A 26255-nucleotide genomic window follows, 5' to 3' on the forward strand; every position below is an offset into this window, starting at 1 on the left:
TTCAGCTTATTACAAGTGAAAAGTTTGTGAAGCCCTCTGAAATATTATTATGTCTATCAAAAAAGCGGGTACAGCAGATTGCATCCTTAGGATGTCCTCTGCTATACCCGCCCGAGACGATATGAAATTACAATTCTTCACCATTGGTTGCTATCACATTTTTATACCAGTTAAAAGAGTCTTTTTTGGAGCGTTTGAGCGTTCCGTTACCGTCATCATCCAGATCAACGTAAATAAATCCGTAGCGCTTGGACATTTCGGAAGTAGACATGCTCACGAGGTCGATAGGGCCCCAGCTGGTGTAACCAATCAGATCAACACCGTCAGCAATCGCTTCCTTCATTTGGACAATATGCTGACGCAAGTAATCAATGCGATACGTGTCATGCACAGAGCCGTCCTCTTCCACCTTATCATATGCACCCAAGCCATTTTCCACGATGAACAGCGGCTTTTGATAGCGATCATAAAACGTATTCAGTGTAACACGCAGGCCGATCGGATCGATCTGCCATCCCCAGTCGGAGGACTGCAGATACGGATTTTTCACGCCGCCAATCAGGTTTCCTGCTGCTTTCTCGCCTTCTGGACCTGCCGATACGGTCAAGGTCATGTAGTAGCTAAATGAGATAAAATCAACCGTATTATTTTTCAAAATTTCGGCATCGCCGGGTTCTGTCTGGATCACAATATTATTTTCTACAAAATAACGATTCATATAGTTGGAATATTCCCCACGGGCATGCACATCCGTAAAGAATAGGTTCATCTGATTTTCATGCTGGGCTTTCAGTATATCCGCTGGGTTACACGTATGTGGATAGCTTTCTATACGTGCCAACATACAGCCGATCTGAGCACCCGGGATGATCTCATGTCCCCGTTTGGTTGCCAGTGCACTAGCTACAAATTGATGATGCAATGCTTGATATATCGCTTGTTGTTTGTTTTCTACACGGTCAATAACCACACCGCCACCGGTGAACGGACTCATGGTCATTACATTGATTTCATTAAAGGTCAGCCAGTATTTTACTTTATCCTTATAGCGTGTAAACACCGTTTCGGCATAATTGACGTAATGCTGTATGACTTCACGACCCAGCCAGCCATTATACTTCTGAGTCAGACCTAGCGGTGTTTCATAATGTGACAATGTTACCAAGGGCTCAATATTATATTTGCGCAGCTCATCAAATACATTGTCGTAGAATTGCAATCCTGCTTCATTCGGTTCGTGATCATAGCCATTCGGGAAAATCCGCGACCAGTGGATGGACATACGAAATACTTTAAAGCCCATTTCAGCGAACAATGCAATATCTTCTTTGTAGTGGTGGTAAAAGTCCACACCTTCACGTTTTGGGAAACGGGCATTGACTTTGCCTGCCAAAATGTCTTCGAGTCGCTCGGACGAAATCTCTATAGCGTGATCGTTCTTACGTTCCGCTTTGGGTACATAAGCAATCATGTCTGCGCTGGACAAGCCTTTTCCATCTACGTCAAAAGCACCTTCCAATTGGTTGGCTGCAGTTGCCCCGCCCCACAAGAAGTTTTTCGGAAATCCTTTTAGCGTCTTCGTCATGGTATAAAGACCTCTTTCCGTATATAAGATTTTTACTTTGGCCTAAGTAATCCCATCAAATGCTGCAAATGTGAATCCATACCTAACGGTAACCGTTCTCCTTTGAAATGCATTGACAGATGCTTTAAAATAGATGTAATGCCCTCATAAGCATCCTAATTGTTGTAACGCGTTTCATGTCAAGTATTTTTTTCTTATGTGAGGAGAAGCTCCATGTCGAATCTTGATCAAATTGCAAAACTGGCGGGCTTTTCCAAGGCTACGGTATCCAGAGTATTAAATCAGTCCCCCCATGTCAGTCATGAAACAAGAGCTAAGATTTTGAAAATCATGCAGGAATTAGATTATGTTCCTAATCGGAATGCCATTTCCCTATCCAAGGGTCAGACGCTTCAGATTGGTATCATCACTTCAACGATTAATGAAATTGTTCTTGCTTTTCTGGACAGCTTTGTAGAAATCGCCGGACAATATGAATTCCAGACCATTATTTATACTTCGGGAGAAGACAAAAAGAAAGAGCTTCAAGCTTTTGAAGATTTAAAAAGAAAAAGAGTCGACGCGCTGGTCATCATTTCCTGCGTGAATGACACTGATTTTTTGAGTACCTATTGTAAATATGGCCCGATCGTGGCCTGGCAACGAATGGAGCATACCGATATTCGCTCCGTCGCAATGGATCAATATGAAGGTTACATGCTAGCATTAAAGCATTTGATACAAAAAGGCTATACCCGTATAGCCAATGCTTTTGGTCGTCCGAGCAGCATCAATACCCATAGCAGACAACGAGCCTATGAACAGATCATGAGTGAGCACAATCTGTCAGTGTTGCAACACTGGAATCACTCTTCAATTTATAATATCCGTGATGGCGAACAGGTCGTACGGGATTTGTTACAGCATCGGGGGGAATTCCCAGAGGCTATTTTATGTGCTAACGATTATGTAGCTGTGGGCATTCTCTGCGAAGCACGCAGACAACGGCTGAACGTACCGGGAGATCTGGCGATTGTTGGGTTTGATAACACGGAGCTGTCGCATACGTTGGGGATTACAACCATTCAAAATCCCATCATGGCTCAAGCACAAAATGCTTTTTTCATGCTTTCCCCCCAGCTGATTGGACGCCAAATGGAGCTTCATTCGCTAGAGTACAGCCTCATTGAACGTACGACCACATAAGGTAACGCTTTACTTGCAAATTAGGCAAAAGGGTCTTGATATAAAATGTTTTTTGTCGAAACAGAATAAAAAATGTTGAAATCGCTTTTTTTTGTGCTACAATAGCACTATATCGAAGGATTGTGACCGGTGATGCGGGCAATGCCTGAGTTCAATTGAGTACTATTGCTAACAATAGTATTGAATTGTGCTTAGGCATTTTTTATTGGTAAAGGATGGGAGGGGGAACTTCAATGATTATTGAGAAGGTGCTCAATAACAACGTCCTATTGACTAAAAACGATAAAGGCAAAGAGGTCATCGTGATGGGAAGAGGTATTTCCTTCAAAAAGGTGGCTGGCGATCAAGTCGATGATGATAAAATAGATAAGATTTTCATGTTAAATGAAAACGAGTTCACGGCCAAACTAACCGAGCTGCTGAACGATATTCCTGTATCTCATCTGGAGGTCGTGAATGAAATCGTAACCCATGCAACAGAAGTGTTGGATACGGAGTTAAGCGATAATATTTATTTAACGTTGACCGACCATATTCATTTTGCCATACAACGGCAAGAAAAAGGACTGGCACTCCAAAACGCGATGCTGTATGAAATTAAACGCTTTTACAAAAAAGAATTTGCAGTTGGACTGGATGCTCTCCAAAAAATTGAAAATACGCTCGGAGTAAAATTGGGCGAAGATGAAGCGGGATTTATTGCATTGCATATGGTGAATGCACGGATTGACGGTAACGAAATGAAATCTACACTGAAAATGACTGAGATTGTCCAACATATATTGAACATTATTACGTACCATTACGGGATTGTGCTGGATGAGTCTTCTTTTAGCTATTCGAGATTTTTGACACATTTGCAATATTTTGCGATGCGAGTGATTCGTAAAGAAGTCATTCACAGTGGTGAAGAATTCTTGTACAACCAGGTGAAGCAGACGTATACCGAAGCTTTTGCTTGCGCCCAAAAGATCAATGAGTATCTGGAAAAAACATACGATCAATATTTAAGCAAGGATGAATACGTATATCTAACTATCCATATTCATCGGGTAACTGAGCGTAATAACATATAAGACTAACAACTTCATACCCCTCATCGTTCATGGATTGTGACTGGTAAGGCAGGCAAAACCTAAACTGATGGTGAAATCGACGTTCCCTTATAGGAAGAGTGCGCAGTTTTCACCACGAGTTTAGGTTTTTCTTGTTTACAAGGTTAAAAAGATGCATGCCGGCGCATCTTAGCAACAAATGTAAACGGTAAACCCTATCAGTAGCAAGAATAACCCATAAGGAGTTCTAAATATGAGTGATAAAGAACTATCTAAAAAAATAGTGACTCTCGTTGGCGGCGAAGAGAATGTCAATTCCGTATTCCATTGCGCTACACGCTTGAGATTTAAATTAAAAGATCGCACAAAAGCAGACAAAGCTGCACTGGAAGCAACACCTGGTGTCATTACAGTGGTGGAAAGCAGCGGCCAGTTCCAAGTGGTCATCGGCAACAATGTAGGTCAAGTATTTGAGCATATGATGGCAGAAACGAATTTGCAGGATGCAGACAATCCTAATGCCAAAAAGGAAGAATCTTCCGAAAAAACAAATATTCTCGGCAAAGCGGTCGATATCATTTCCAGCATTTTCTCACCTCTCTTGGGTGCTCTTGCCGGAGCAGGTTTGCTCAAAGGGATTATGGCCTTAATTGCGTCGCTTCATTGGATTGATACTACAAGCGGTACGTATCTCATTTTGAACGCCGCTTCGGACAGCGTATTTTATTTCTTGCCTATATTCCTGGCTATTACTTCGTCCCGTAAATTTAAGACAAATGCCTTTGTATCGGTCGCAGTTGCTGGAGCACTCGTGTACCCGGATGTTATTGCAGCGGTGGATCATCCGGCAAAACTGGCTTTTCTCGGGATTCCAATCATTCTGATAAAATACAGTTCCAGCGTAATCCCAATTATTCTCGCGGTATGGGTACAGTCCTATGTGGAACGTTGGTTTAATTCCTTTGTTCATCAATCGGTTAAAAACATTATCGTCCCTATGCTATCACTGCTAGTTGTTGTTCCGTTGACGTTTTTGGCCTTTGGTCCAGTCGGTAACCTGATCAGTCAAGGCTTGGCGAACGGTTTTACATGGGTATACAATTTAAGCCCATTGATCGCCGGAGCTGTGGCTGGTGCATTCTGGCAAGTGTTTGTTATTTTCGGTGTACATTGGGGCTTCGTTCCTATTATGCTGTCCAATATTCAAACATTGGGTTATGACACGATGCTTCCAATGCTTACAGCAGCCGTACTTTCTCAAGCCGGTGCAACACTGGGGGTATTCCTGAAATCACGAAATACTCAAATGAAGGCTTTGGCGGGTTCCTCTACACTGGCAGCTGTATTCGGGATTACAGAACCAACGATTTATGGTGTAACTTTGAAATTGAAAAAACCTTTCATTTATGCTTGCATATCCGGTGGTATTGGGGGCGCTATTATCGCTTCTGGCGGAGCGACTGCAAAATCCTTCTCCCTGCCTAGTTTACTGGCGCTGCCAACTTATTTTGGAGCTGGATTCTTGTGGGTAGTCATCGGTTTGCTCGTTGCCTTTGTACTCGCAGTTGTGTTGGTTATGATTTTGGGCTTTGATGATCCAAAAGAAGAAACTGCAAAAACAGAAGCTGCGCCTATAAAGAAAGAAGTGACAATCGAGAAAGAAATTCTCGTAAGCCCACTGCAAGGTAAAGTATTGCCTTTGGAACAATCTTCTGATGTTGCTTTCGCTTCAGGTGCTATGGGGAAAGGAATCCTTATTGATCCTACAGAGGGTGTGCTGACATCTCCTGTCAATGGAACGATTACGACCGTATTCCCAACCGGACATGCCATCGGTATTACTTCCAATGACGGAGCAGAAATTCTGATTCACGTTGGTGTGAATACAGTGAAGCTGAAAGGACAATTCTTTGACAAGCGCGTCAAAGAGGGTGATGTAGTGAAGCAAGGGCAATTGTTGCTCGAATTTGATATCGAACAAATTAAGGCGGCAGGCTATACAACGACTACGCCGATTATCGTAACAAATTCCGCTCAATACCTGGACGTATTGAACACAATGGAAACTGAAGTGAAGCGTGAGGATTACTTGTTGACTGTTGTGGTCTAACATTTAATTATCAGACTAGGGCATTTTGCATAAATCCCAGGAGCGTTTTCAAATCAGCAGTATATAGATCGAAATGCTTTAATTCGTCTATATACTGTACTTACAAGCGTTGGGAATCGAATTATGCAAAATGCTGACTAAAGAAGCTTTCCCTACGGGAAAGCTTCTTTTTTATACATAATGAGACAAGTGTTACAGTGAAAAACGAAAAAATCATTTATTGTAAGTTTGAGATTGTAAAAAAAGGAGGGTTTCTGTGAAAAAAGGATATATCGCCGGGTTAAGTGTCATTGTATTGCTTCTCATTGGTATCGCTATTTCAGCTGTAGTTAAATTTCAAGATCTGGAGCAGGTTGTTCAGCAGAAAGATAAAGAGATCCAAGCAAGCAAAAGCAATTATCCCGAAATATATGACCACTTGAATGCGGTTACACTAGATGGTTTTAAGCGTTTGATTCAGCAGGATCAAAGTGTGTTTGTCTATGTCGGCAGACCCAGTTGTGGAGACTGCAATCGGTTTGAGCCTAACTTTAACAAGATGATCGAACAGTATAATCTAGGCTCTAAAATTACTTTTTTGAACGTTCACAAAATCCATAAGGACAAGCCTCAATGGAATAAATTCAAAGAGGATTACAACGTTAAATACACCCCCACTATTGCAGAATTTAGAAACGGCAAGCTGGTTGATAAAATAGAATGGACGCCCAAAAGAGACCTCAGTACGGATGCTGTAAAAGAGTGGCTGACTTCCAAGAAAATTATTATTTTATAAGTCTCTTTTCTATTCAATTCATTACAAACACAGAGAACTGTTTATGCAAAAAAAAGGTATTCATTCGTATAACGCATGAATACCTTTTTAGGAATGCACAGGTCTTCCAAGCTCTAATAAAAAAGGGGCATTCGGATTTTATGGTGGAGACAAAATCAAAACATTTCACTTAAAAATCGGAGAATATGGTGGTATTTTTCTAAAGACTTGATTTGTAGCGATATCTTAGTACAATGGTTTTATGACTACTCAAAAAATAATAAATGATGAGCTCAGAGTCAAAATATTTAAGGCGTTAGCTGATGAAACAAGATTGGACATCATACGAGCTCTATACGCCAGCAAGAAGGAAATGAATTGTGGAGAAGTAGGACACATTCGCGATACTACGAAATCGAATACTTCGTATCACTTGCGTGCTTTAAAGGAGGCGAAATTGATCAAGGTACGAAAAGAAGCTCAAACGAAGTATATGAGCATCGATTTGGAGACATTTCAAACTTACTTACCTGGATTTCTGGATACATTGTAGAAAGAAATTCTTTTTTTATTCATTAGTTCAATAATCCTTGAACTATAGAACTAACTAAAAAGGGTGAATAAAATGATCAAATTAACTGCTTTATTTTTCCTCATCATGTTTGTTATCGGTACGGATACGTTTTTGATATCTCCGCTCATCCCCACTCTTCAGAGCTTGTTTCATATCCCAACTGAATATTCCGGTTGGATGGTAGGGTCTTATGCTTTAGGTTATGCCATTTTTGCACTGATTGCTGGACCGCTTTCCGATGGATGGGATCGCAAAAAAGTAATGCTTTCCGGCATGATCTGCTTCTCTGTTTCAACCATGTTATGCGGCTTTGCCACAGGTTTTTGGTCGATGTTCTTCTTCCGTTTTTTAGCCGGAGTCAGCGCAGCATTTACGGCGCCTCAAGTCTGGGCATCGATCCCTACTCTGTTTCCAACGTCAAAAATCGCCAAAGTATCAGGATTCGTCATGGCAGGCTTGGCTGCTTCCCAAGCGTTCGGTATCCCTATTGGAAGTCTGCTTGCCTCAACCCATTGGTATTATCCTTTTTTTACAATCGGTGCATGTGCATTATTGGTAGCAGTATTCATCTTCTATGCTTTGCCCGAAATGAAACCAAATCAAGGCCAAAAAACCAGGACTCCGATTTTCAGTAGATACATCCCACTATTGAATAGCCGAATGGCAAGAAAGGCTTTCCTCGCTCATTTCTTATTTCAATGTGGATTCTTTGCTGCCTTTTCTTTCATTGGAAAATGGGTGACGGATCGCTTTCACCTTTCAATTGATCAAACGGGATACGTAATGTTTTTTCTAGGTCTTGGGAATATAGTCGGGAGCTTTGGCGGTGCCTATGTGATCAAAACGTTAAACCGTTTCAATACGCTGGTTGTAGGCTTTCTTGTCTCTATCATATGTTTTATTGTGTTGCCTCTCTTGCCGTCGGTTGCGGCTTTCGAAAGTGTTTACTTTTTCATATTCGTTAACATGGGGATCTCTTTTCCCCTAATATTGGGAATGCTGAATTCACTAAATCCGACCATCCGCGGCACGATCTCCAGCTTGGCCAATTCAAACATGTACGCTGCGACAACGCTCGGTTCTTGGATCGCAGGCCTGATTTACGCGACTTTTAACGGTTTTTCCGCCGTAGGCATGTTTGCGGCTATATGCTTTGCCGGTTCGTTGTTATCTTTTATATTCAGCGGTATTTTGACCAGTCACGCGAAAACAAAGAAGGAGTTTGCATCATAAATGCATAGAAGAAATTCATATGGATATTTTAAATCTTCCAAACTTCAACATATTAAGTATTAGTGAAAATGAATTTGATTTTCTAATACAAGTGGTGACGAACTCTCCACCTTTGGCTTGCCCTCATTGCGGATGCATAGCCAACCTCTACAAACACGACAGCAGGGAACAAGTTTATATGGACTTGCCCATTCATGGCAAGCGTGCAGGCCTTCTTATAAAGCGTCAGAGGTATCGCTGTAAAGATTGCAATCGAACCTTTTGGGAACACTTAGATCACACCATAGACGAAAAGCGAAACTGTACCAAACGATTATTGTCTTATATAGAGAAGCAAAGCCTTAAACGCACGTTTGTCAGCATATCCGAGGATGTTGGATTGCATGAAAAAACGATACGTAACATCTTTCGTGATTACCTCAATCGTCTTAAAGTAACGCTTCGTTTTGAAACTCCTAATTGGCTTGGGATTGACGAAATACACATTATTAAGCCAAGATGCGTTTTAACCAATATTGAGGAACATACGTTGTTAGACGTTTTGCCCAATCGTAACAAGGAAACCGTTATAGACTGCCTCTCACGCCTTCCAAATAGAGGACAAATACGATACGTCACAATGGATATGTGGCAACCATATAAGGACGCCGTGAGGGCTATCTTGCCAAAAGCTCTTATCATCGTCGATAAGTTTCATGTTCTCCGTATGGCAAACCAAGCGTTAGAAACCATTCGTAAGCAGCTCCGAGAAGGATTATCGCCAAAAGAACGCCGCGGGCTGAGGCACGACCGTTTTATCCTCCTAAAACGCCATATAGCGCTTACAGAGATGGATAAAATTACGCTTGACCTTTGGACAAAGAATCATCCTTCTCTCGGCACTGCTTATGACTTAAAGGAATCATATTTCGATATTTGGGAATGTGATAGCAGACAGACGGCATTCCTTAAATACAACGAATGGAAAGCTAAAATACCAACTGAACTGCAATCCGCTTTTGAACCACTTACAAAGGCTATGAAGAACTGGGAAGAGGAAATATTCGCCTACTTCGACCATCGCATTACAAACGCTTATACGGAGTCTCTAAACAGCCTTATTCGAGTCATTAATCGTTTAAGCAGGGGATACTCTTTTGAAGCCCTACGAGCCAAAATACTCTTTACAGAGGGACTTAAAAAGCAACGTAAGCCTAAGTACCAGAGGCGGTTTGATAGCTACGATCTACGGGAGGAAAACTTCCCGATGTTTAATATGCCACCTATTGAAGTTGTTCGTAAGCCAGAAGAAATAATCTTGCTGGGAATCGATTTTTCCACCTTGATCGAGAAATTGGAGAAGGGCCAGCTATAAACCCTTCTCCGCCATAAAATCCGAATACCCATAAAAAATAGTTCCTACTACTCTTCACTGCCTTCTGATAAACCTCGTTCGTATCTATCAGTCCCTATATTGTAGACACTTCATGAGTATGGTCGTCAATCGAATCAGGAAATTCATAACGGATAATATCCGTTTCGGATACGATATGTCCGATTTGTGACTCAATGAATTCTAAATCTCCTTCTACTGCCCCTATAAAATGCTTTGTACCGGGTTCAATGACGATGACCTCACCGGGGCTGACTGTCTGTATCACGCCATTGATAGAGACACTCCCGGTTCCAGAAACTATAGTCCAAACTTCTTTACGAAACTGATGCTCATGATAGCTGATAAATCTCCCGTTTGAAATGACCACGCGTTTGGTCACTGTCTGCAATCCACTTGCTGCCGCTTGATGGGATAACACCGTTTGCTTTCCCCAGAAGCGCTCCTCAAAACGTGGTCCGATTTCAATTTCCGCCACCATATCCTTAATTCCTGTGGATGACTGCCGATCCGTAACCAGCACGCCATCCGGCCCGGCAACGACGATAATGTCCGGGACATTCCAGATACTGACCGGAATCTCCAGTTCATTGATGATATGCGAGTCATGTGAAGCTTCTGAAATATATCCTGGACCACTCAGCTTCGAGCTTACTTCTCTCACCAACGAATCCCATGTGCCCAAGTCTCTCCACTCTCCATGATATGGAAGCACAGAGAGCTTATGAGTATGCTCTACTACCGCGATATCGAAGCTAGTTTTAGGCAAGTCTGCATAATTTGTCGAAAGAGATTCATAGTCGGCTGGTATACCCATTTGCTTCAGAATATCCAATAAAAAGCCCAGTCTAAAAGCAAACACCCCGCAATTCCATAAGGCCCCTTCACGGATCAACGCCTCTGAACGAATCAGATCCGGCTTTTCTACAAATGAACTAACCCTATAATATGGCTGGTCAAGTGAAGGAGAGGCTGAAGGCACAATATATCCGTATTTATCAGAGGGTTCCGTCGGAGCAGCCCCCATTAATGCGATATGGCTTCCTGATTGCTCTAATATGGAAGGAAGCCTGCGCAGATGCTCAAAAAATTCATCTCCCGTATACCCGTCCACAGGCATGACCCCTACGATCTCGTCGAGTGATGCGCCTGCAACGTCATGCAAGTAGGCCGTAGCCAGTGAAATGGCCGGGAAAGTATCTCGCTGAGTCGGCTCCTCAATCACTACAGCATCTCCGCCAATTTGTCCTCGAATCAGCTCGGCCTGAGTTCCACTCGTCGAAAAATAGGCCTCATCTGCCAAATTCGCCTCATCTAATTGCCTCCATATTCGTTGCAGCATACTTTCGGGCCGTTCGTCGTGACGTAGTATGGAAAGAAACTGCTTGGGACGGTTCACATTGGATAAGGGCCACAGACGTTTACCCGAACCTCCAGATAATAAAATCATTCGCAAAGATGCAACCTTCTTCCTGTAAATTAATATTTTTCTTACATTATAAGACTGTTCATTTTTCGCATTTCTGCCGAATACATAAGTATGTATTATCGTGGCAAATACATGATTATGCAATGCTATTGTATCTTTGTCTGTACAGGAGATGTCAGTCATGCCCATAAAAATACTCATCATTGAAGATCAAAAAGGTTTGGCAGATATGATTGCTCTTCACCTTCAGGAGGAAGGCTATCATACCGAGCTTATTTATGACTCTAAACTTGCAATTCCTACACTCATGCGTTTTAAGCCGGATATTATTGTGACCGCTCTAATGTTTTCCGGTAAAGTCGAATGTGCGCTGATCAGCCAAATCCGTCAATTTACCACAGTCCCTATGCTGGTCATCTCTAATAACACCGTGCTGAATATAAGAATAAAAGCTCTGGATGACGGAGCAGATGACTTCTTATGCAAGCCGTTCAGTCTGATAGAGTTAAATGCCCGCATCAAAGCCCTGCTGCGCCGCTGCGGCCGCAACATGCTCACTGAATCGCAAACGGTAACTCAAAAGAATAAAAAGGTAAGGGTATGGGTGAATGATTACCGTCATTGTCTGTTAGTCGATGACCAAGAAATAGAAGTCACTCAAATCGAATTTTCTATTATAAAAGAAATGTCCTGCAATCCAGGTAAAGTCTTTACCCGCAGTGAGCTGATGGATCGGATCAAAGGCGGAGATGGCGCTTATCTGGATCGCACTATCGACGTACATATTTCCAGCCTCCGCAAAAAAATAGAACGTGACCCTAAAAATCCTCAGCACATCCGTACCGTCTGGGGCAGAGGCTACAAATATGAGATGTAGCCGTATCATGGCTACCCATTTCCCCACTGAGCAGCTTGCTTTTTATGGAAGGTTTCGCTTCTTCCATCGCCGATAAGGAAGAAAACAAGCTGCTCCACCCAGTATCCCTATGAGGAACAATCCCCATCCAAAACGGTAGGCGGAAGCCAGAATAACGACGACTTTCCCGTTCCCGTTACCATTGGTAATGAATCCGGTAGTTACTCCATTCACAGACAGACGGGCTCGCTGATTTTCGCCACCCAGTCTGAACTCCCATAGTGGATTGGGTGATTCGGTCTCCCGGATCAGCACCTGCTGATGCGTCGGATTATATAGCGTAAAACTACGTTCCATGGAATTCTCACGAGTAGCCTGAATGCTTTCCGAAGCATGTGGTGCCATAAAAAAGGTATCCATATCCGTTCCCTCAAACAACGTAAATTGATCCACTGTAATCATGGCTTGATAAGGGATAATGGAATATTCCTTCATTTGAAATAAGCCTGACTGCTTCTTGTGCGCATGCGCTAAAATTTGAAACTGCATCATGGCGGTTCCTGCCGGTGCCTTCACAATTTGATCATAATGATTCCATTGTTCCTTATCTCTCTCCTCCACCTCATCAATATAGGAGGTTTGGAGAACCTGGGACACTTTATTCAAAAAAATGACCTTCATGTGCCGACTTCCAACTTGTTCGGATCGCGCATCCAACTGCACGGCATACTCTTGCAGCGGCTCGGCCTTCATTTTCTTGGACGCATAAATATTCCAGTCACAGGAATAGCTAGGTGCGTAACGGATAGAGAGTCCTTCGTCCATAAATGACAGGTTCGTCTGGCCAGGTCGTATATCCGCTACACATCCGACATCCGTGTCTAATGACTCCTTCGTGTTCTCCCCAGGCATTACCGTCACTTCCTGCCCGCCCATTCGATGAATATCTCCAAAACGGCTCAATGACGGTACTTGGCTGTCCAGCACAAGGGTTAAGTGATACTTTCCCTTGGTTAGGAACAGATTTTTGAATTCTATTCGGCCATAGTCGTTCAGCAGACCGGGAATTTGTATGATTTTCTTGGCAAAACCATCCTGATCGGGCACCGTTTCAATAACCTGCTTTTCAGATAAAGAGGTAGCGGGTAACCGCTTATACGACTCTTCCGTACGAATCGTTCTGGTCAGCACCTCTCCCGTCTCTTCATTCACCCACTTCATCGTTAATGACCCATGGTATCCTGCAGGTAGATTGGCCAAAATAGCTGTGGCATAGGTTCCCGTTTTGGCGACTTCCACATCCCTGCTTAACGTCCCCTTCTGATAGCTGATCCCTCGCCCCATACTAAGTCTTGGCAAAGCACGCTCCGTCTGCACATTCCCTTGGGCGTTAAAATCGTTCTCTGCCTCCAAGGTGAAAAAGAGCTTGCCCCGCTTCAATGCCTGCTCCACTGGAAAAGATAACCGATCTAGCTGATCCACAGGCACAATCGCAAATTGATTGACCGCATTAAAACCTTGCAGGTTATTAACCGTGACTGGAGTATCTCCTTTTGGAAAAACATGTTCTCCCAGATCGACCCATTGAAATTGGTTTAAACCATCATCCTGGGTCTTGATACTAACCACTTTGTCCGGTAACGTGACTTGTAATTTCCCGCCTGCCTTATTCATAAACACTCTGGCATATACATGCGAGGTTTGAGGTTGATCCAGTTTTTTGTGCATCGTAAACGTGTTAGGCTTACTGTATTGCCCCAAATCACGTAGCTGGATATCATGAATCCACCAGTAATTTTTTTGCTGTGGACGCTGCAGGGTTAACAAATCCATTCGCATCCAATAGCTGCCGGGCGGCGACACGTATTCCCCGTAAAATTTCACACTGTCAAAATTATATCCCTCCGAAGGCGCCACGACATAGCTAACCCCCAGTTCACGCATTTGCTTATCGTAAAATCTCATTTTCACATGCATTTTGTTCGTTCCGCGACCGGAAACAGTAATTTGGAACTGATACGGATTATTTTCCTTGGCTTCCAGCAAACCCGATCGAGCGACCTGCCATATATTACTCGGGTCACCCTTCATAATTTCGCCATGCAGAGTTGGCACATCATTCAATTCCTCACGGGGATTAGCCTGCACACTGAACAACTGCGGGTTATCCGGCTTGAAGAAGGTTTCGGTCCGCAACATGGAATCAAAGTCCACAACCGTCTTCCCTTCGATGCTGCTCATCTGATACGGGGCCACATCCAGCTTCTTACTGGCAAAGGTGACCGCAATCCCTGCATCCATTTCCATATCGAACGGAAAGTTCCGTATATTTTGGGAGGATAAATACCACAACCAATCGTTAGTCGAGGCAAAGGTTTTGGACCATTTTAAAAAGGCATTACCATCCTCAATGGTATTAAAAGGCCGTAAGTAATCCTCTGCTGGAAGCTGTGACAATAGCAAGTCATTAAAGGACGCCGCTTCCACATAATCCCCTTTGTTAATCGTCTGGATGGTTTTTAGCTCAGGCTTTAACGCACTGAACAGCACTCCAAAGCGGCTAAAATCAAAACCAGGCAGATGACTGTAGCTCTCTAGTCGGCTAAAACCGTAAGGTGTTACAATTTTACTCGCAAGGATGTTCATATAGGGCGGTGTCTGGTCGAGATTGAATATGGAAAATAGCCCGTTCTGGTACGTACGTTTCAGCCCGGTCTGACCTTCCAGCTGAGAGAGGTGGAAATCCTGACGCTTCTCCTGTCCCACATATTCATCATGGTAGACCAACTGGTTAACACCAAAGGTAGAGAACAGCCAACCTAATCGGGAGCTTAATCCGTTGTCCATGACATACTGTAGAAAATTCATATAGTATGTAATACCGGGATCATTGCCCTCATGATGAAAGACCGTATTTTTAGGAGAAGAGTATACCTGAAAATCTCCGGTTGCCTTTTCGTTTGCGGTCTTCCCTTTATTCCATTTGGGCGTGGCTACTCCGTTATAGCTCTGAATCATATTGTCAGCAATCGGAAAGTATAATGCCTTGCTATCGAAACGATCCGGATCAGTCAGCTTTTCAGCCATTTGACCATAAGCCTCCGGCACTTGTACTGGCTTGTAGTACCCCTCAATGAACTGAGTGCGCAAGGGAGCAAAATATACCCCCAGACACAGGACGACGATAACGACCGCCAGCTTTTTATATACACGCTGTAGCGGCGATGATCCGAACCATTCCATAAATTGAATGACACCAAAGGTCAGCAACACCCCGAAATTAAGGGCAATCAGTCCAATAAATTTGTTAGGATCACGGAAAACCGAACCAATCACAGGGGTTTTCGTAACCAGAATGACAAACCACTTGGCAATCGATGGGAACGTCGTCCCGGTAGCTGCAACCAGAAACAGCAGCGTAAGTAGCGAGAAGATCAGAATGATCGGATTTTTATGTGAACGTGTCACCATCGCATACCCGATCAATAGCAACAAAAATCCCCCTCCTACATAAAACATGACAGGCAGTGAGGACAAGGAAAACATGGGCCACCAATAGCTCAGTAAATAACCCACATTATTTAAACTGCTGTTGCGGCTGAACAGAGACAACGTATCCACGACATTGATATTATGCTGAGACGCTTGAGCGTCCATCAACATGCTACCGACATATAGAGACAACCAATAAAAACTTAGCAGACCGAAAAACATGCCAAAAATGATCCCTTTACGCAAAAAATTGCCGTATAACGGCTGCAAATAGGTGCGACCAGCCTTACGGTGGGTCCAGGTCAGCTTGATCAATAGCAACATGGTGAACAAGCCCAAATAAATCATGCCGAAGAAAAAATAGTGAATTGCCGCAGCACTAACGGTGAATACCGCAGCCAACAGAAACAGGTCGATCCAGTTCCGCTGATACAACTTGTGGGGATGATAGTTTTTAATTTGTTGAATTTGAAACTTGGGGTCCACCGCACTGAAAAAGAATCGCAGCATTAACGGAAATAAACTATATCCACAGAGCAAATAAATATGCTGAATGCGGAAAATAACCCACGGATTCAGCGCATAAAACAACGAGCCGACCATGATGGCAAAAATACGGGTCTTCGTAAAGCTTGGTGAATAATACACGCTAACCAATCGCTTGGCAAAGGCATACATCGAAAATGCCGAAACAAATAACAAGCCTGTAATAAACGACTTGAGCAAGACCGGTCCGCTTTCGTCAAATAAGAGTGACAGTCCATAGAAGGGCAAGATGTACAGGATACGTGGAGCATTGAACAAGGTCGAGGTAGACCATCGCTCGTTCCATACCCCGGTTATTTCCTCCAGATACCGATGAGAGGTGGCTCCAAAAGCAATGTCGCTAAACACAATTTGCCCTGGTCCATAGATGGGTGAAAGATATGCAACAATCGCAATCAGCATCAACATCATTGCCGCCATATCGTAACGATAGCGAAATATCCATTTTTTCATGCTTGTCCCCCTCTCTTGAACTTCTCGTATATCTGTCGGTTATCTTGGGCCTATCTTCTCAAACGAACGATTGCCTGCAAGCCCTGATCGGTATTACGTAGCTTTAAACGGCCGCCTATGGTCTTCAGGTATGCATCCATATGGTACAGGCTGAACGCATGCTCCTGCGAGTTTTGGGAATAGTCTGGCTGGAAATAGCTCCAACGCATTTTATCATCAATCCCGCCGCCTGTGTCCTCAATGATAATAACAATTTCTCCTTCTTCCAGCCGTGAACTAACCTTAAGCACTTGAGATTGTCGCTTGGACCGCAGACCTGTTCGGCCCTGTTCCTGATCCTCAGGCAATTCTCCGCCTTGGCCCATGGCCTGAACTGCATTTTCCAGCAGTCCCTGAATCGTTTTGTACAGCATGGGTGCTTGTGCTGCAATCGATGGAACAGGCTCTTGCCGCAAGATCACTTGAATGTTCTTCATGTTCAATGAACGGTTCGCCCATTTCAGCGACTCAGACAATATTTCATTCATATCTGTAAAGCTAATTCCACTATTATCATGCATCTTCTCTTCCAGCTCATCGCGCAAGCTACGAACTCCCGTCAGTAACTCTCCCAGTGAGGATTCCTGTCTGAGGCGACCCTGGATAAAATTTTCATTCAACTCGCGAAAATACTCCAGTTCCTCATGAGAGGCTCCTTTTCCCTGACTGGAAGCCGCTTCAAAGCGGTTTGCTAGATCATGATAGAATCCCAGCAACTTCAAATCATCACCACCTGTGAGACGGCTAGTCTGCTCTTGCAGCTCTTGTAGCTGCTGCTCAATCGTCTGCATTAACGGCAAATAATACATGTCCTGCTGCTGTCGCATATCTTCATCTCGCCGTTGATCACGCACCTGGTTGTTCACGATGGCATCCTTCACAATCCTTTTGCGGAACTGTACGAGCATGGCCCACAGAATGAACAATATTAGAACCATGACCATCCACAACTGTTTGCGGAAGGAGCTGATTCGCTGTGCTGTATCCTCGCTGACATCCTTAACCGATATGTAAAGGGCTTCTTCCCCAATGCGGCTAAATCCTATCCCGTATTTTTCACCGTCATCTTCAATGACACCTGTATTGCCCTCCAGCAGCCTACGGGTGACGCCCGTGATGTCCGTTCGGTTAATATCCGGATTACTTCGGGAAGCTACGACCTTAAATTGACCGTTATAAAATAAAGTCTCATACTGGTTAACCGGTTTACTTTTAATAATTCCGCTGAGCATATCAGCGTCAACCTTGCGCACTATAAAACCGCCCATCTGCGCTCCTTGAATCCTGCATGCGATATACTGGGCAGGCTGATGATCCTCTGTCACAAAAGAGCTTACTGCACAACCTTTTTGCAGCCACTTAATCTGCTGGACCGCACTTTTCATCTCACGATTATCTCGTCCGACCCTCACATGATACTGTTCATCAAGCACATAAAAGGCCCCGCTTTCACGCTTAAACCCCTCAGGATACTGGCGTGTTCCCTGATTCAGCATATCTCTGCCCAGACTGGACGACAGCTCCTTCAATTCAGCCTGCCATGCGGCATAACGCTCGGTTATGCTGCTAGAAAGTTCCTGTACCTCATACTGGAGCTGTTCGTTCTGAATCTCCGCCAAGTGAACACTGAATTGTCGCACGACAAACCATTGAAGCACAGCGGCCAAAAACACGGTCACGCCCAGTACGATCAGGTACAGGATCAGCTTTTGCCAACCTGGTTTCAACAAAGCCCATTGTTTCATGCTTCCCTGTCCCCTCCATTTTGTTCACGACGGCTCAAAATAGCCTGCATCAGGCATTCCAGCTCGTAGCTGACCAACGGTAGCCGTGCGCACAGCAACCGGGGAGTGCGGCGCTGGAGGGCAGCAAACCTCGCAGCGGTTTCCGTTGCCCCGTCCGTCAGTAGGATCAACTCGCATGTTTTTGCGATATATAAGCGATCCAACTCTTCCTCGCCGTATTCTCGCAGATCAACAACGTAAATATCATGACGATCGTCCATATGCTGAAGTGCGCTGGAGACAACCAGGGTCACCCCTGTATGCCGTGCAGCATGATACTGATGAAGGAGACGCATACCTTTTTCCCAGAGGGCATGCTCAGCCGAATCAAATCGTTCACAAAAAAGACGCAACGCCCGTTCTGTATTGACATCTTTCAAAAATGCCAAAACGCTGATATTATACATGTAGTTCCTCATTTCTTACTTCCTGATTGGAGTTGCGCAGTTCTTATGACACCCCAAAACATTCTATTTGTTGACGACAGCCCTATGGTTCTGTCCCTGCTTGAACGGACCCTGACGCAAGAAGCATTCACCTTACATACCGCTCACACGCCCAAAGAAGCCCTACAAGTGCTGGAACAGCACCCGATTGATGTGGTCGTTTCCGATCTGCTCATGCCTGGTCTGGATGGGATTACCTTCCTTCGCATGATTAAGAAAGATTATCCACATATCGTACGAATCATTTTGTCTGGTCACCTGCATACGCAGTCCATTTTATCGGCGATTAATCAAGTCGGTGTGTTCCGTTTTTTGACGAAACCGCTGGAGCTGGATGATGATACGCTAAAAAAAATACTGTATGAGGCGCTTGATCAAGCCAAACTCAATCGAAACAGCCTGCATGCAGCAGACCAGAACGTAGCTTCCGACCTGTCAGTATTTATAGACAGCATTTTGAATGCTCCGTACCGACCCTATGTGCTGCTGAATGAACAAGATATCGTAACCGCTGTACACATTGCACTTGCTGAGCTGTATCCTGTTGGGCGCTCACTACGTCATCCTGACGGGGAAGGTATTCAGTTAACCACGCATTCATTATACATACCGTATGAGGAGTCGGAATCTTCCGATCCCGACCTGTACACGCTGGATACGCTGACCCTCGGACATTCATCGTTACGCCTTATCCGCCTTAGCGAGATCGCCTGAGTGACGGGTGCCGCCCTTTAACACGGCGGCTACCCCAATCACAGTTAGGCATACATACATCCACAACATCCCCATCGTCAGCAACGGGTGACGGATATAGTTTTTCAAATTCCCCCACGTATACAGCACCGGACGGAAGAAATACCAACGTTCCAGTGCCTTTCGTAATCCGCCCTCTTCAGATGACATCGTACGATCCATCACTGAAAAGTAGTAGGCTTTTTTACGTAATACATCGTGCAGATAGACCTGTTTTTCATCATGATATACCCGTGTAAATACCGCCCGGCGAATGACTCCACCAGACTCTATATAACGTAAGGTCGGCTGTATTTCTTCAAAAGCAATCTGCTCCGCATTAAACCCGCCCGTCGATTCATAAGCGCTCATTCGCCAGAAGCGTGCCGCTTCAATGGAGCGTTTTCCCAAGGTCTCACCCGCGTTATTAATCACATTTCGCTCAAAAACTTTCACTTTGGAAAAAAAATTGTCCGCTTCCGAATACGCCTCCTCCGGAACGACCAAAGCGCCAATATCCTGATGATCATCAAAAAAGTCGATGCTCTGCAGAATCAGATGTTCGGCTAAAATCATATCGGAATCCAATACAAATATGTATTCGGCACCCAAGCGTTTCGCTTCCTCAACCGCTCTAACCCTAGCGACTCCCCGCTCCCCATGGGGAAGCTCCAATACCGTTACGGGTACTGCGCTCCCTGTCGACAGCATACGAATCGTCTCGACGGTCCGGTCATTGGAGCCATCATCAGCAATTACAATATGCAGATCCTTGTAATTTTGCCCCATACAGCTTCGCAAACAAGGCTCTATCGTCCGTTCATTGTTGTACGTGGAGAAGAGAATGACCACTTTGTCCACTCTGTTCCGCCTCCTCTACCCAATCTTCCATCAACTGCTCAAACGCAGCAGCCGTATGATCAAAATGGAATCTTAACGCATATTGATACGCCCGCTCACGGATGGCCATGTAATCTTCGCCGCCCTTCGCTGCTCTTTCCATTTGTTCAGATAATCCCCGGATGTCGCCGTGAAAGCATAGATACCCGCTCTTCCCAAAATCCGTTGCATCCACCAGACCCGGTGAATTGCTGACAATGCTGGGCGTTCCAACCGCTGCCGCTTCGGTAATTGTCAACCCCCAACCTTCACGCAAGGAAGGAAACACCAGCGCGTGGGCACGACTCATCAGCTCCAGCTTATGCTCTGCTGAAACAAATCCGTAAAAGGTAATATCAGCTTGCGATTGCCCCTGTTCATCCGGTTCTCCGTATGTTAATCCATACCGTTTCATAATCGGCAACAATTGTTCTGCCACATAGGTTTTATCGGTTTTTCCGGCAATCCATAACATAGCCTGAGGGAACTTTTCCTTGAGCTGCCCAAAGGCCTCAACGACCAGATCAATGCCTTTATATTTGACGAAGCGCCCAGCGTACATGAAGGTCGGATTAGGTTCCTTCGTTAAAAATTGTTCGCGCGGCCAATGATCAAACTCAATGCCTTCCGGTAAAAGATGAACACGATCCGGGTGAAAGCCCAGCTTAAGTAGATCATACCGAGTAGACGGAGATACCGTAAGCGTTCGATCCTTACGAGCCAGCTTAAGCATCAAGGGTTCCATATGAAACCCAATAACATTTAGCGGGAATTTGGCGTTCTCAAACCATATTTCCCTTGTTAGCTGATGTATGAAAAAAATCCGCTTGGATGCCTCCACCCAAAATCGGGTAAAGAATTGATGCGTATTCGCCTGGTTAATCACATAGTCGATCTTCCTTCGATGACGACGGTAATATCGCATCGCATAATAAATAACACTGTATATGTTTCCTTTTCGAATATACGTAATACCGTCGATAATTTCATGCTCAGGCATCCCCTCAAATTGGGGTGAAAAATGAATGAACTGGAAGCGGCCTTGTTGTGAGCGTTTAAGCATTTCGTGGGTGAAAATTTCTGCTCCTCCGCTTTTAGGTGAACGTATGTCACGCCAGGACAGCAATAGAACTACGGTTTTACCGTCCTGTTCATGTATGGTATTCATGGGGTACATCCCCCTTTATCTTTATTTTGAACAAATGCACATAGGCGTCTATCACAAAGTAGAGAGCCATAGCTCCGTAAACCATGAACTCAGATAGCAAGAAATCTACCGGCTCTGTGTGGGCAATATGAAAGGCTACTAATAAAGCCGCGGCTCCTGCCATCAGACTGAACATAAATTTGCGTCTGCCCACCAATACGTGCACATGCACAAAAAACAGCACGATGGAAAATAACCAGTACACCCATCCCCCCCATGGAATATAGGCCTCGGCCGATTGGTAAGAGGCTCCGAATAATATGGGTATAGAGGATGGGAACACAAAGGTCGTGCCCACATATACACAGATCGCAGCTACAGCCATTAATCCGGCATAGACGGCAATCAACTTGCCCAAAGCTTGGCGGTCATGCCCCTGCGCACCGAGCTTTGGAATAAAGGCAGCAATCAGGCTATACGAAACGTAATAGACCAACTGGCTGTACTTCAGCGCAATGGCATAGCTGCTGGCCTGCTCGGGAAAGTAATGCTGTACATACAACATGTCGATAGAGATACAAAACAAAATGAATAAATTCGTCATAAGGCTATCGGTGAAATCCTGACCCAATGACTTCCATAGCCCAGAAGGGATATGTTCTCCACTGGTTGTGAATAAGGACAAGCCACGAGCCGAAACGATCCAGCCGTGGAGTAGCGACAGCAACATTCCCCCACAGCTCGCCAATAGTAGGGCTTCCAGCTTTAACCCCAGTGCAGCCAGAACAAAAAACAAGCTCAGCTTCCCTATTACTTCAATGTAATAGTTCACATTGAGCGCCAACATGCGTTCCCTACCCTGTAAATCTCCACGGCACGAACTCACCAAAATATGTAGGCCGATCAAGCCATACAGCATGAATAGCGGGGCGGAATCGACGCCTAAAAGCGAGCGCAATAACGGATGAATGATGAGTAAAATGATCATGGCAAGCACAGTTAGCACCAATGGTGCTTTTAGTAATAGAGAACCGAGCGGTAAGCTACGTAGCGCAAGCATCTTGCCACCCTTGGATACCAGCTTGGCGGTCAATAGCTGGATGGATAAGCCCAAAACGGACAACAGTGCAAAGAGGGCCAGCAGCGCATTCGCTTGACCATAGGCTTGTCCGGTAAGATACCAGCTCGCTGCAATGTGGAAGAAAAAATTAAACCCGTTAAGCAGCACATTAAAGAGAGGAAACATCAACGAACGCAATCGGTTGTTCACGTTGTTATCTCACCCGCCGATCCAGTCGCCAAATATCAATGATAGAGCGTAAAAAACGAATGGAATCCTTCCAGACATGGATGTGCGATCCATCGCGGTCAATACATTTGACGGGTAATTGCAGCACACGAAGCTGGAGTCGCTTGGCAATAAACATCATTTCTAGATCCAGCGCCAATCCGAGCTGTTCCTTTAAATGCGGAAACATCCGTTTCACTGCAACCGAACTCATCACTTTAAGCCCAGTCTGGGAATCCACCACACCTGTGGGTAAAAAAGGACGGGAAATGACCCGCTTACCAAAGCTGACAACAGATCGCAATAAAGACCGATTCTCGGCGGTCATATCCTTGGTTCCGATCACGACATCATAATAGCCCTGCTGAACAACATTAATCATTCTGGCAATATCCTCAATAAAAAAGGAGTCGTCCGCGTCCACAAATACGTAGTAATCCGCACCAATGGTCCGCATCCCTTCCAGATACGTCCCTGCCTTACGTGTATTGCGTCCCAATTCCCTTGTTTGAAGCAGCGGACTAAGATTCTGATTAATCCGGTTTACGGATAAGTCCGTTGCTGCCTCCAGCGCTTTAATCAAGGCATGGGTGCCATCGTGGCTGCCATCATCAATGAGATAAATCGAACCTTCAATAATATGGCTACGGATAAAGGCTTGCAGTCGTTCAGCAAAGGTTTTGACATGAACAAAACGTTGCTCTTCGTTATATACAGACAAGATAAATGCAATATGTTGGCTTTTGGTCGAATACTCGGGATAGAGCAAGCTTTGTATTTCCGAAAGCATTTCTTCGGTGTCATTGGCTTGCCAAAATAGCAGTCGCAAACGGCCTACTCCGGTGATTTGCACCATATGCTGATCACTGAACGGAAATGTTACATCCGTCACCAGTAACAATGGCATTTGCGGAAATTGGCTGCGGATCTGATTGGCTTTCCGCACCGCCTCCCCCGGCTCCCTATAATCAATCAAGCAGCAACATGCGTTCTCGTAGACTGAAGCTGCCTCCGTGTCCTTGCACTGTATATATTGGTAAAAACAAATTACATTGGGATAATCAATAGCCCTGTCATTATCGCTAAAAATGGCTATAGGTCCCTGCACACAAACCTCTCCTTTTCCTCCGAATAGTTCTATTTTGTTGAAAAAGAATTAAAAATGTTTGTTTATAGGGGTTAAATTAATGCCCAAATACTTCATATTTTCTTAACAAAATAGCTGACACTCCATGATATATAAGGGAATAAGAGAAGAAAAACTGATTTTCATACTTGATAAAACCAGAGTATTTAGACCCGATCCATTAGAACCAAAATCATCAGAATTAGTTAGCGAATCTATATCGAAAATCGGTTCTTTTAGATCAATAGAAAGAAATGAATATGGTTATTTTGTCATAGAAAGATAGATGAATAAAACAGATTCGCATGTCTATACTATGGACAACATGTCATCTTTCGTCATGAATAATCATGAAAATGAAAAGAAAGAAGGTCTTTTTATGGAAGCTTTTTATGTCAATCGCGATGGGTCATTATCTACTCCATTGCGGGGAAAGGATGTGTTAGCAAATGCCCTTTTGAACAAAGGTGTCGCTTTTACAGAAGAAGAACGCAAAGAACTGGGTTTGGAAGGAATCCTTCCTCCCACCGTCCTTTCATTAGAGAAACAGAGCGTACGGGCATATCAGCAGTTTCTGGCACAACCCACCATGCTGCGTAAAAATGCTTCTCTCAACGACCTTCATAATCGAAATGTCGTCCTCTACTACCGGCTGTTAACCGATCATTTGAGTGAAATGCTGCCCGTAGTCTACACGCCGACCGTAGGAACTGCGATTCAAGAATACAGTCACGAGTACAACCGTCCTGGGGGCGTATATTTGTCGATAGATAATCCGAACGGTATTGGACAAGCATTCTATAATTCCGGTTTGAGCGGCGAGGATGTGGACCTGATCGTCGTGACGGATTCCGAAAGTATTTTGGGGATTGGGGACTGGGGTGTCGGGGGGATTAACATTGCTATTGGCAAACTTGCAGTGTATACGGCTGCGGCAGGCATTCATCCAGGGCGGGTGCTGCCCATTGTACTGGATGTAGGCACGAATAATGAAAAGCTGCTGAATGATCCGCTGTACATCGGAAACCGCCATAAACGGGTTCGCGGAGAAGCCTATAACCAGTTTATTGATACTTTTATCAGCAAAACGTTAGCTCAATTCCCGAAGGCGCTTTTACATTGGGAAGATGTGGGTAGCGTAAATGCTCGCCATATTATAAGAAAATACGGACAAAGCATTCTCACCTTCAACGATGATATACAAGGCACAGGAGCGGTAACCTTGGCTGCGATTCTTTCGGCAGTAGGTGTCACCAAGATTCCGCTGCGTGAGCAAAAAGTAGTTGTCTTTGGCCCGGGGGCAGCAGGAATCGGCAACGCTGACCAAATTCGGGGAGCCATGATCGCGGATGGTCTTTCGGAGGAAGATTCATTCAAGCCATTTTGGGCTTTTGATTACCGCGGACTGTTAACGGACGATATGGAAGATGTCCTGGATTATCAGAAACCATATGTACGTAAAAAAGAAGAGGTCAGCTCATGGACGCGGTCGGATGACGGCAAAATACCACTGCTGGAGGTCATCCGTCAGGTGAAGCCTACTCTATTGATCGGAACTTCCGGTGTAGCAGGTGCCTTTTCAGAAGAGATTATCAAGGAAATGGCCAAGCATGTGGAACGCCCGATCATCATGCCCATGTCCAATCCTACAAACCTTGCCGAAGCGGTACCCGAGGATTTGATACAGTGGACCGATGGCAAAGCATTGATCGCTACCGGAAGTCCTTTTGAGCCCGTCACCTATAACGGTACGGAATTTGAAATTGGACAGGCGAACAATGCCTTTGTTTTCCCGGGACTAGGTCTGGGTGCGATTGTAGTGAAAGCCAAAAGGATTACCCCTGCCATGTTTTCAGCCGCAGCAGATGCCGTTGCCAATGGCGTGGATTCGAATAAGCCTGGCGGTGCGCTGCTCCCTCATATCCGAAAATTACGTGATGTTTCGTACGCTGTTGCGGTTGCGGTTGCGAAAGCCGCGATTCAGGATCAGGTAGCCCAGGCACACATTTCAAATGTGGAACAAGCTATACGAAATGCAATGTGGAAACCGGAATATACGAAGGTCAAAGCAGTAGAAAGTGTAATTCATCACCCTCACTAATGCCCCGTTTAGGAAGAATATTGCCTTGTTCAGACAGGCAGAATACGTCAGTTCAAGCAAGGAGAATCG

Annotated in this window: 19 protein-coding genes; 10 read left to right on the forward strand and 9 right to left on the reverse strand. The window is 44.6% G+C overall.

The features are described 5' to 3' along the window. Window positions 1-127 precede the first annotated feature (127 nt). Window positions 128-1585 carry a glycoside hydrolase family 1 protein gene (locus tag MKX46_RS09305; protein ID WP_341071178.1) on the reverse strand — a complete coding sequence of 486 codons (1458 nt, stop codon included), beginning with the start codon at window positions 1583-1585 and terminating at the stop codon, window positions 128-130. Window positions 1586-1798: 213 nt separating this feature from the next. On the opposite strand from MKX46_RS09305, the gene MKX46_RS09310 reads away from it, so the two are divergent. From MKX46_RS09310 to MKX46_RS09340, 7 genes are all read left to right on the forward strand, one after another. Next, window positions 1799-2770, forward strand: coding sequence for a LacI family DNA-binding transcriptional regulator (locus MKX46_RS09310; protein ID WP_069011250.1), 972 nt, complete (start codon window positions 1799-1801; stop codon window positions 2768-2770). Between the two features lie 233 nt (window positions 2771-3003). Continuing rightward, window positions 3004-3846 carry a BglG family transcription antiterminator LicT gene (gene licT / locus MKX46_RS09315; RefSeq protein WP_023990001.1) on the forward strand — a complete coding sequence of 281 codons (843 nt, stop codon included), beginning with the start codon at window positions 3004-3006 and terminating at the stop codon, window positions 3844-3846. Window positions 3847-4078: 232 nt separating this feature from the next. Next, complete coding sequence (locus MKX46_RS09320; RefSeq protein ID WP_341071179.1) at window positions 4079-5935, forward strand: beta-glucoside-specific PTS transporter subunit IIABC; 1857 nt, start codon at window positions 4079-4081, stop codon at window positions 5933-5935. A gap of 256 nt (window positions 5936-6191) precedes the next feature. Then, on the forward strand, window positions 6192-6710 hold the full coding sequence (locus MKX46_RS09325; RefSeq protein ID WP_029518385.1) for a thioredoxin family protein: 519 nt from the start codon (window positions 6192-6194) through the stop codon (window positions 6708-6710). 241 nt (window positions 6711-6951) lie between these two features. Next, window positions 6952-7242, forward strand: a complete 291-nt coding sequence (locus MKX46_RS09330; RefSeq protein WP_058710457.1) for an ArsR/SmtB family transcription factor — start codon at window positions 6952-6954, stop codon at window positions 7240-7242. Between the two features lie 72 nt (window positions 7243-7314). Continuing rightward, window positions 7315-8496, forward strand: a complete 1182-nt coding sequence (locus tag MKX46_RS09335; protein WP_029518384.1) for an MFS transporter — start codon at window positions 7315-7317, stop codon at window positions 8494-8496. 19 nt (window positions 8497-8515) lie between these two features. Beyond that, window positions 8516-9850 carry an ISL3 family transposase gene (locus MKX46_RS09340; protein ID WP_341039891.1) on the forward strand — a complete coding sequence of 445 codons (1335 nt, stop codon included), beginning with the start codon at window positions 8516-8518 and terminating at the stop codon, window positions 9848-9850. Between the two features lie 94 nt (window positions 9851-9944). Here the strand turns inward: MKX46_RS09340 and MKX46_RS09345 are convergent, their stop codons facing one another. Next, the gene (locus tag MKX46_RS09345; RefSeq protein WP_049817031.1) at window positions 9945-11318 is read right to left on the reverse strand and encodes a sugar phosphate nucleotidyltransferase; all 1374 of its coding nucleotides are present in this window, start codon (window positions 11316-11318) and stop codon (window positions 9945-9947) included. Between the two features lie 160 nt (window positions 11319-11478). On the opposite strand from MKX46_RS09345, the gene MKX46_RS09350 reads away from it, so the two are divergent. Continuing rightward, on the forward strand, window positions 11479-12174 hold the full coding sequence (locus MKX46_RS09350; RefSeq protein WP_165148762.1) for a response regulator transcription factor: 696 nt from the start codon (window positions 11479-11481) through the stop codon (window positions 12172-12174). A gap of 42 nt (window positions 12175-12216) precedes the next feature. Here the strand turns inward: MKX46_RS09350 and MKX46_RS09355 are convergent, their stop codons facing one another. From MKX46_RS09355 to MKX46_RS09365, 3 genes are read right to left on the reverse strand one after another with little or no spacing between them, the layout of a single operon-like run. Further along, on the reverse strand, window positions 12217-16644 hold the full coding sequence (locus MKX46_RS09355) for a hypothetical protein (protein ID WP_341071180.1): 4428 nt from the start codon (window positions 16642-16644) through the stop codon (window positions 12217-12219). Between the two features lie 50 nt (window positions 16645-16694). Next, entirely contained in the window at window positions 16695-18428 is a 1734-nt protein-coding gene (locus tag MKX46_RS09360) for an ATP-binding protein (RefSeq protein WP_341071181.1), read from the reverse strand. Beyond that, window positions 18425-18874 (reverse strand): hypothetical protein, encoded by a 450-nt coding sequence (locus MKX46_RS09365; RefSeq protein ID WP_029518378.1) that lies wholly within the window; start codon window positions 18872-18874, stop codon window positions 18425-18427. Before MKX46_RS09365 ends, MKX46_RS09360 begins: the two co-directional genes overlap by 4 nt. 45 nt (window positions 18875-18919) lie before the next feature. Here MKX46_RS09365 and MKX46_RS09370 point away from each other — a divergent pair, with 45 nt between their 5' ends. Next, window positions 18920-19627 (forward strand): response regulator, encoded by a 708-nt coding sequence (locus MKX46_RS09370; RefSeq protein WP_069011050.1) that lies wholly within the window; start codon window positions 18920-18922, stop codon window positions 19625-19627. On the opposite strand, the gene MKX46_RS09375 is transcribed toward MKX46_RS09370, so the two are convergent. From MKX46_RS09375 to MKX46_RS09390, 4 genes are read right to left on the reverse strand one after another with little or no spacing between them, the layout of a single operon-like run. Beyond that, complete coding sequence (locus tag MKX46_RS09375; protein WP_341071182.1) at window positions 19595-20506, reverse strand: glycosyltransferase family 2 protein; 912 nt, start codon at window positions 20504-20506, stop codon at window positions 19595-19597. The genes MKX46_RS09370 and MKX46_RS09375 overlap by 33 nt on opposite strands. Next, window positions 20466-21692 (reverse strand): glycosyltransferase family 4 protein, encoded by a 1227-nt coding sequence (locus tag MKX46_RS09380; RefSeq protein WP_341071183.1) that lies wholly within the window; start codon window positions 21690-21692, stop codon window positions 20466-20468. The genes MKX46_RS09375 and MKX46_RS09380 overlap by 41 nt, the downstream gene beginning before the upstream one ends. Next, window positions 21676-22941 carry a transporter gene (locus MKX46_RS09385; RefSeq protein ID WP_340886256.1) on the reverse strand — a complete coding sequence of 422 codons (1266 nt, stop codon included), beginning with the start codon at window positions 22939-22941 and terminating at the stop codon, window positions 21676-21678. The genes MKX46_RS09380 and MKX46_RS09385 overlap by 17 nt, the downstream gene beginning before the upstream one ends. Window positions 22942-22945: 4 nt before the next feature. Continuing rightward, the gene (locus MKX46_RS09390) at window positions 22946-24067 is read right to left on the reverse strand and encodes a glycosyltransferase (RefSeq protein WP_029518373.1); all 1122 of its coding nucleotides are present in this window, start codon (window positions 24065-24067) and stop codon (window positions 22946-22948) included. Between the two features lie 397 nt (window positions 24068-24464). Here MKX46_RS09390 and MKX46_RS09395 point away from each other — a divergent pair, with 397 nt between their 5' ends. Further along, window positions 24465-26186 (forward strand): NAD-dependent malic enzyme, encoded by a 1722-nt coding sequence (locus MKX46_RS09395; RefSeq protein ID WP_341071184.1) that lies wholly within the window; start codon window positions 24465-24467, stop codon window positions 26184-26186. The last annotated feature ends 69 nt before the right edge of the window (window positions 26187-26255 follow it).

Origin of the sequence: Paenibacillus sp. FSL P4-0113 (assembly GCF_038009305.1) — a bacterium.
GTDB lineage: Bacteria > Bacillota > Bacilli > Paenibacillales > Paenibacillaceae > Paenibacillus > Paenibacillus polymyxa_D.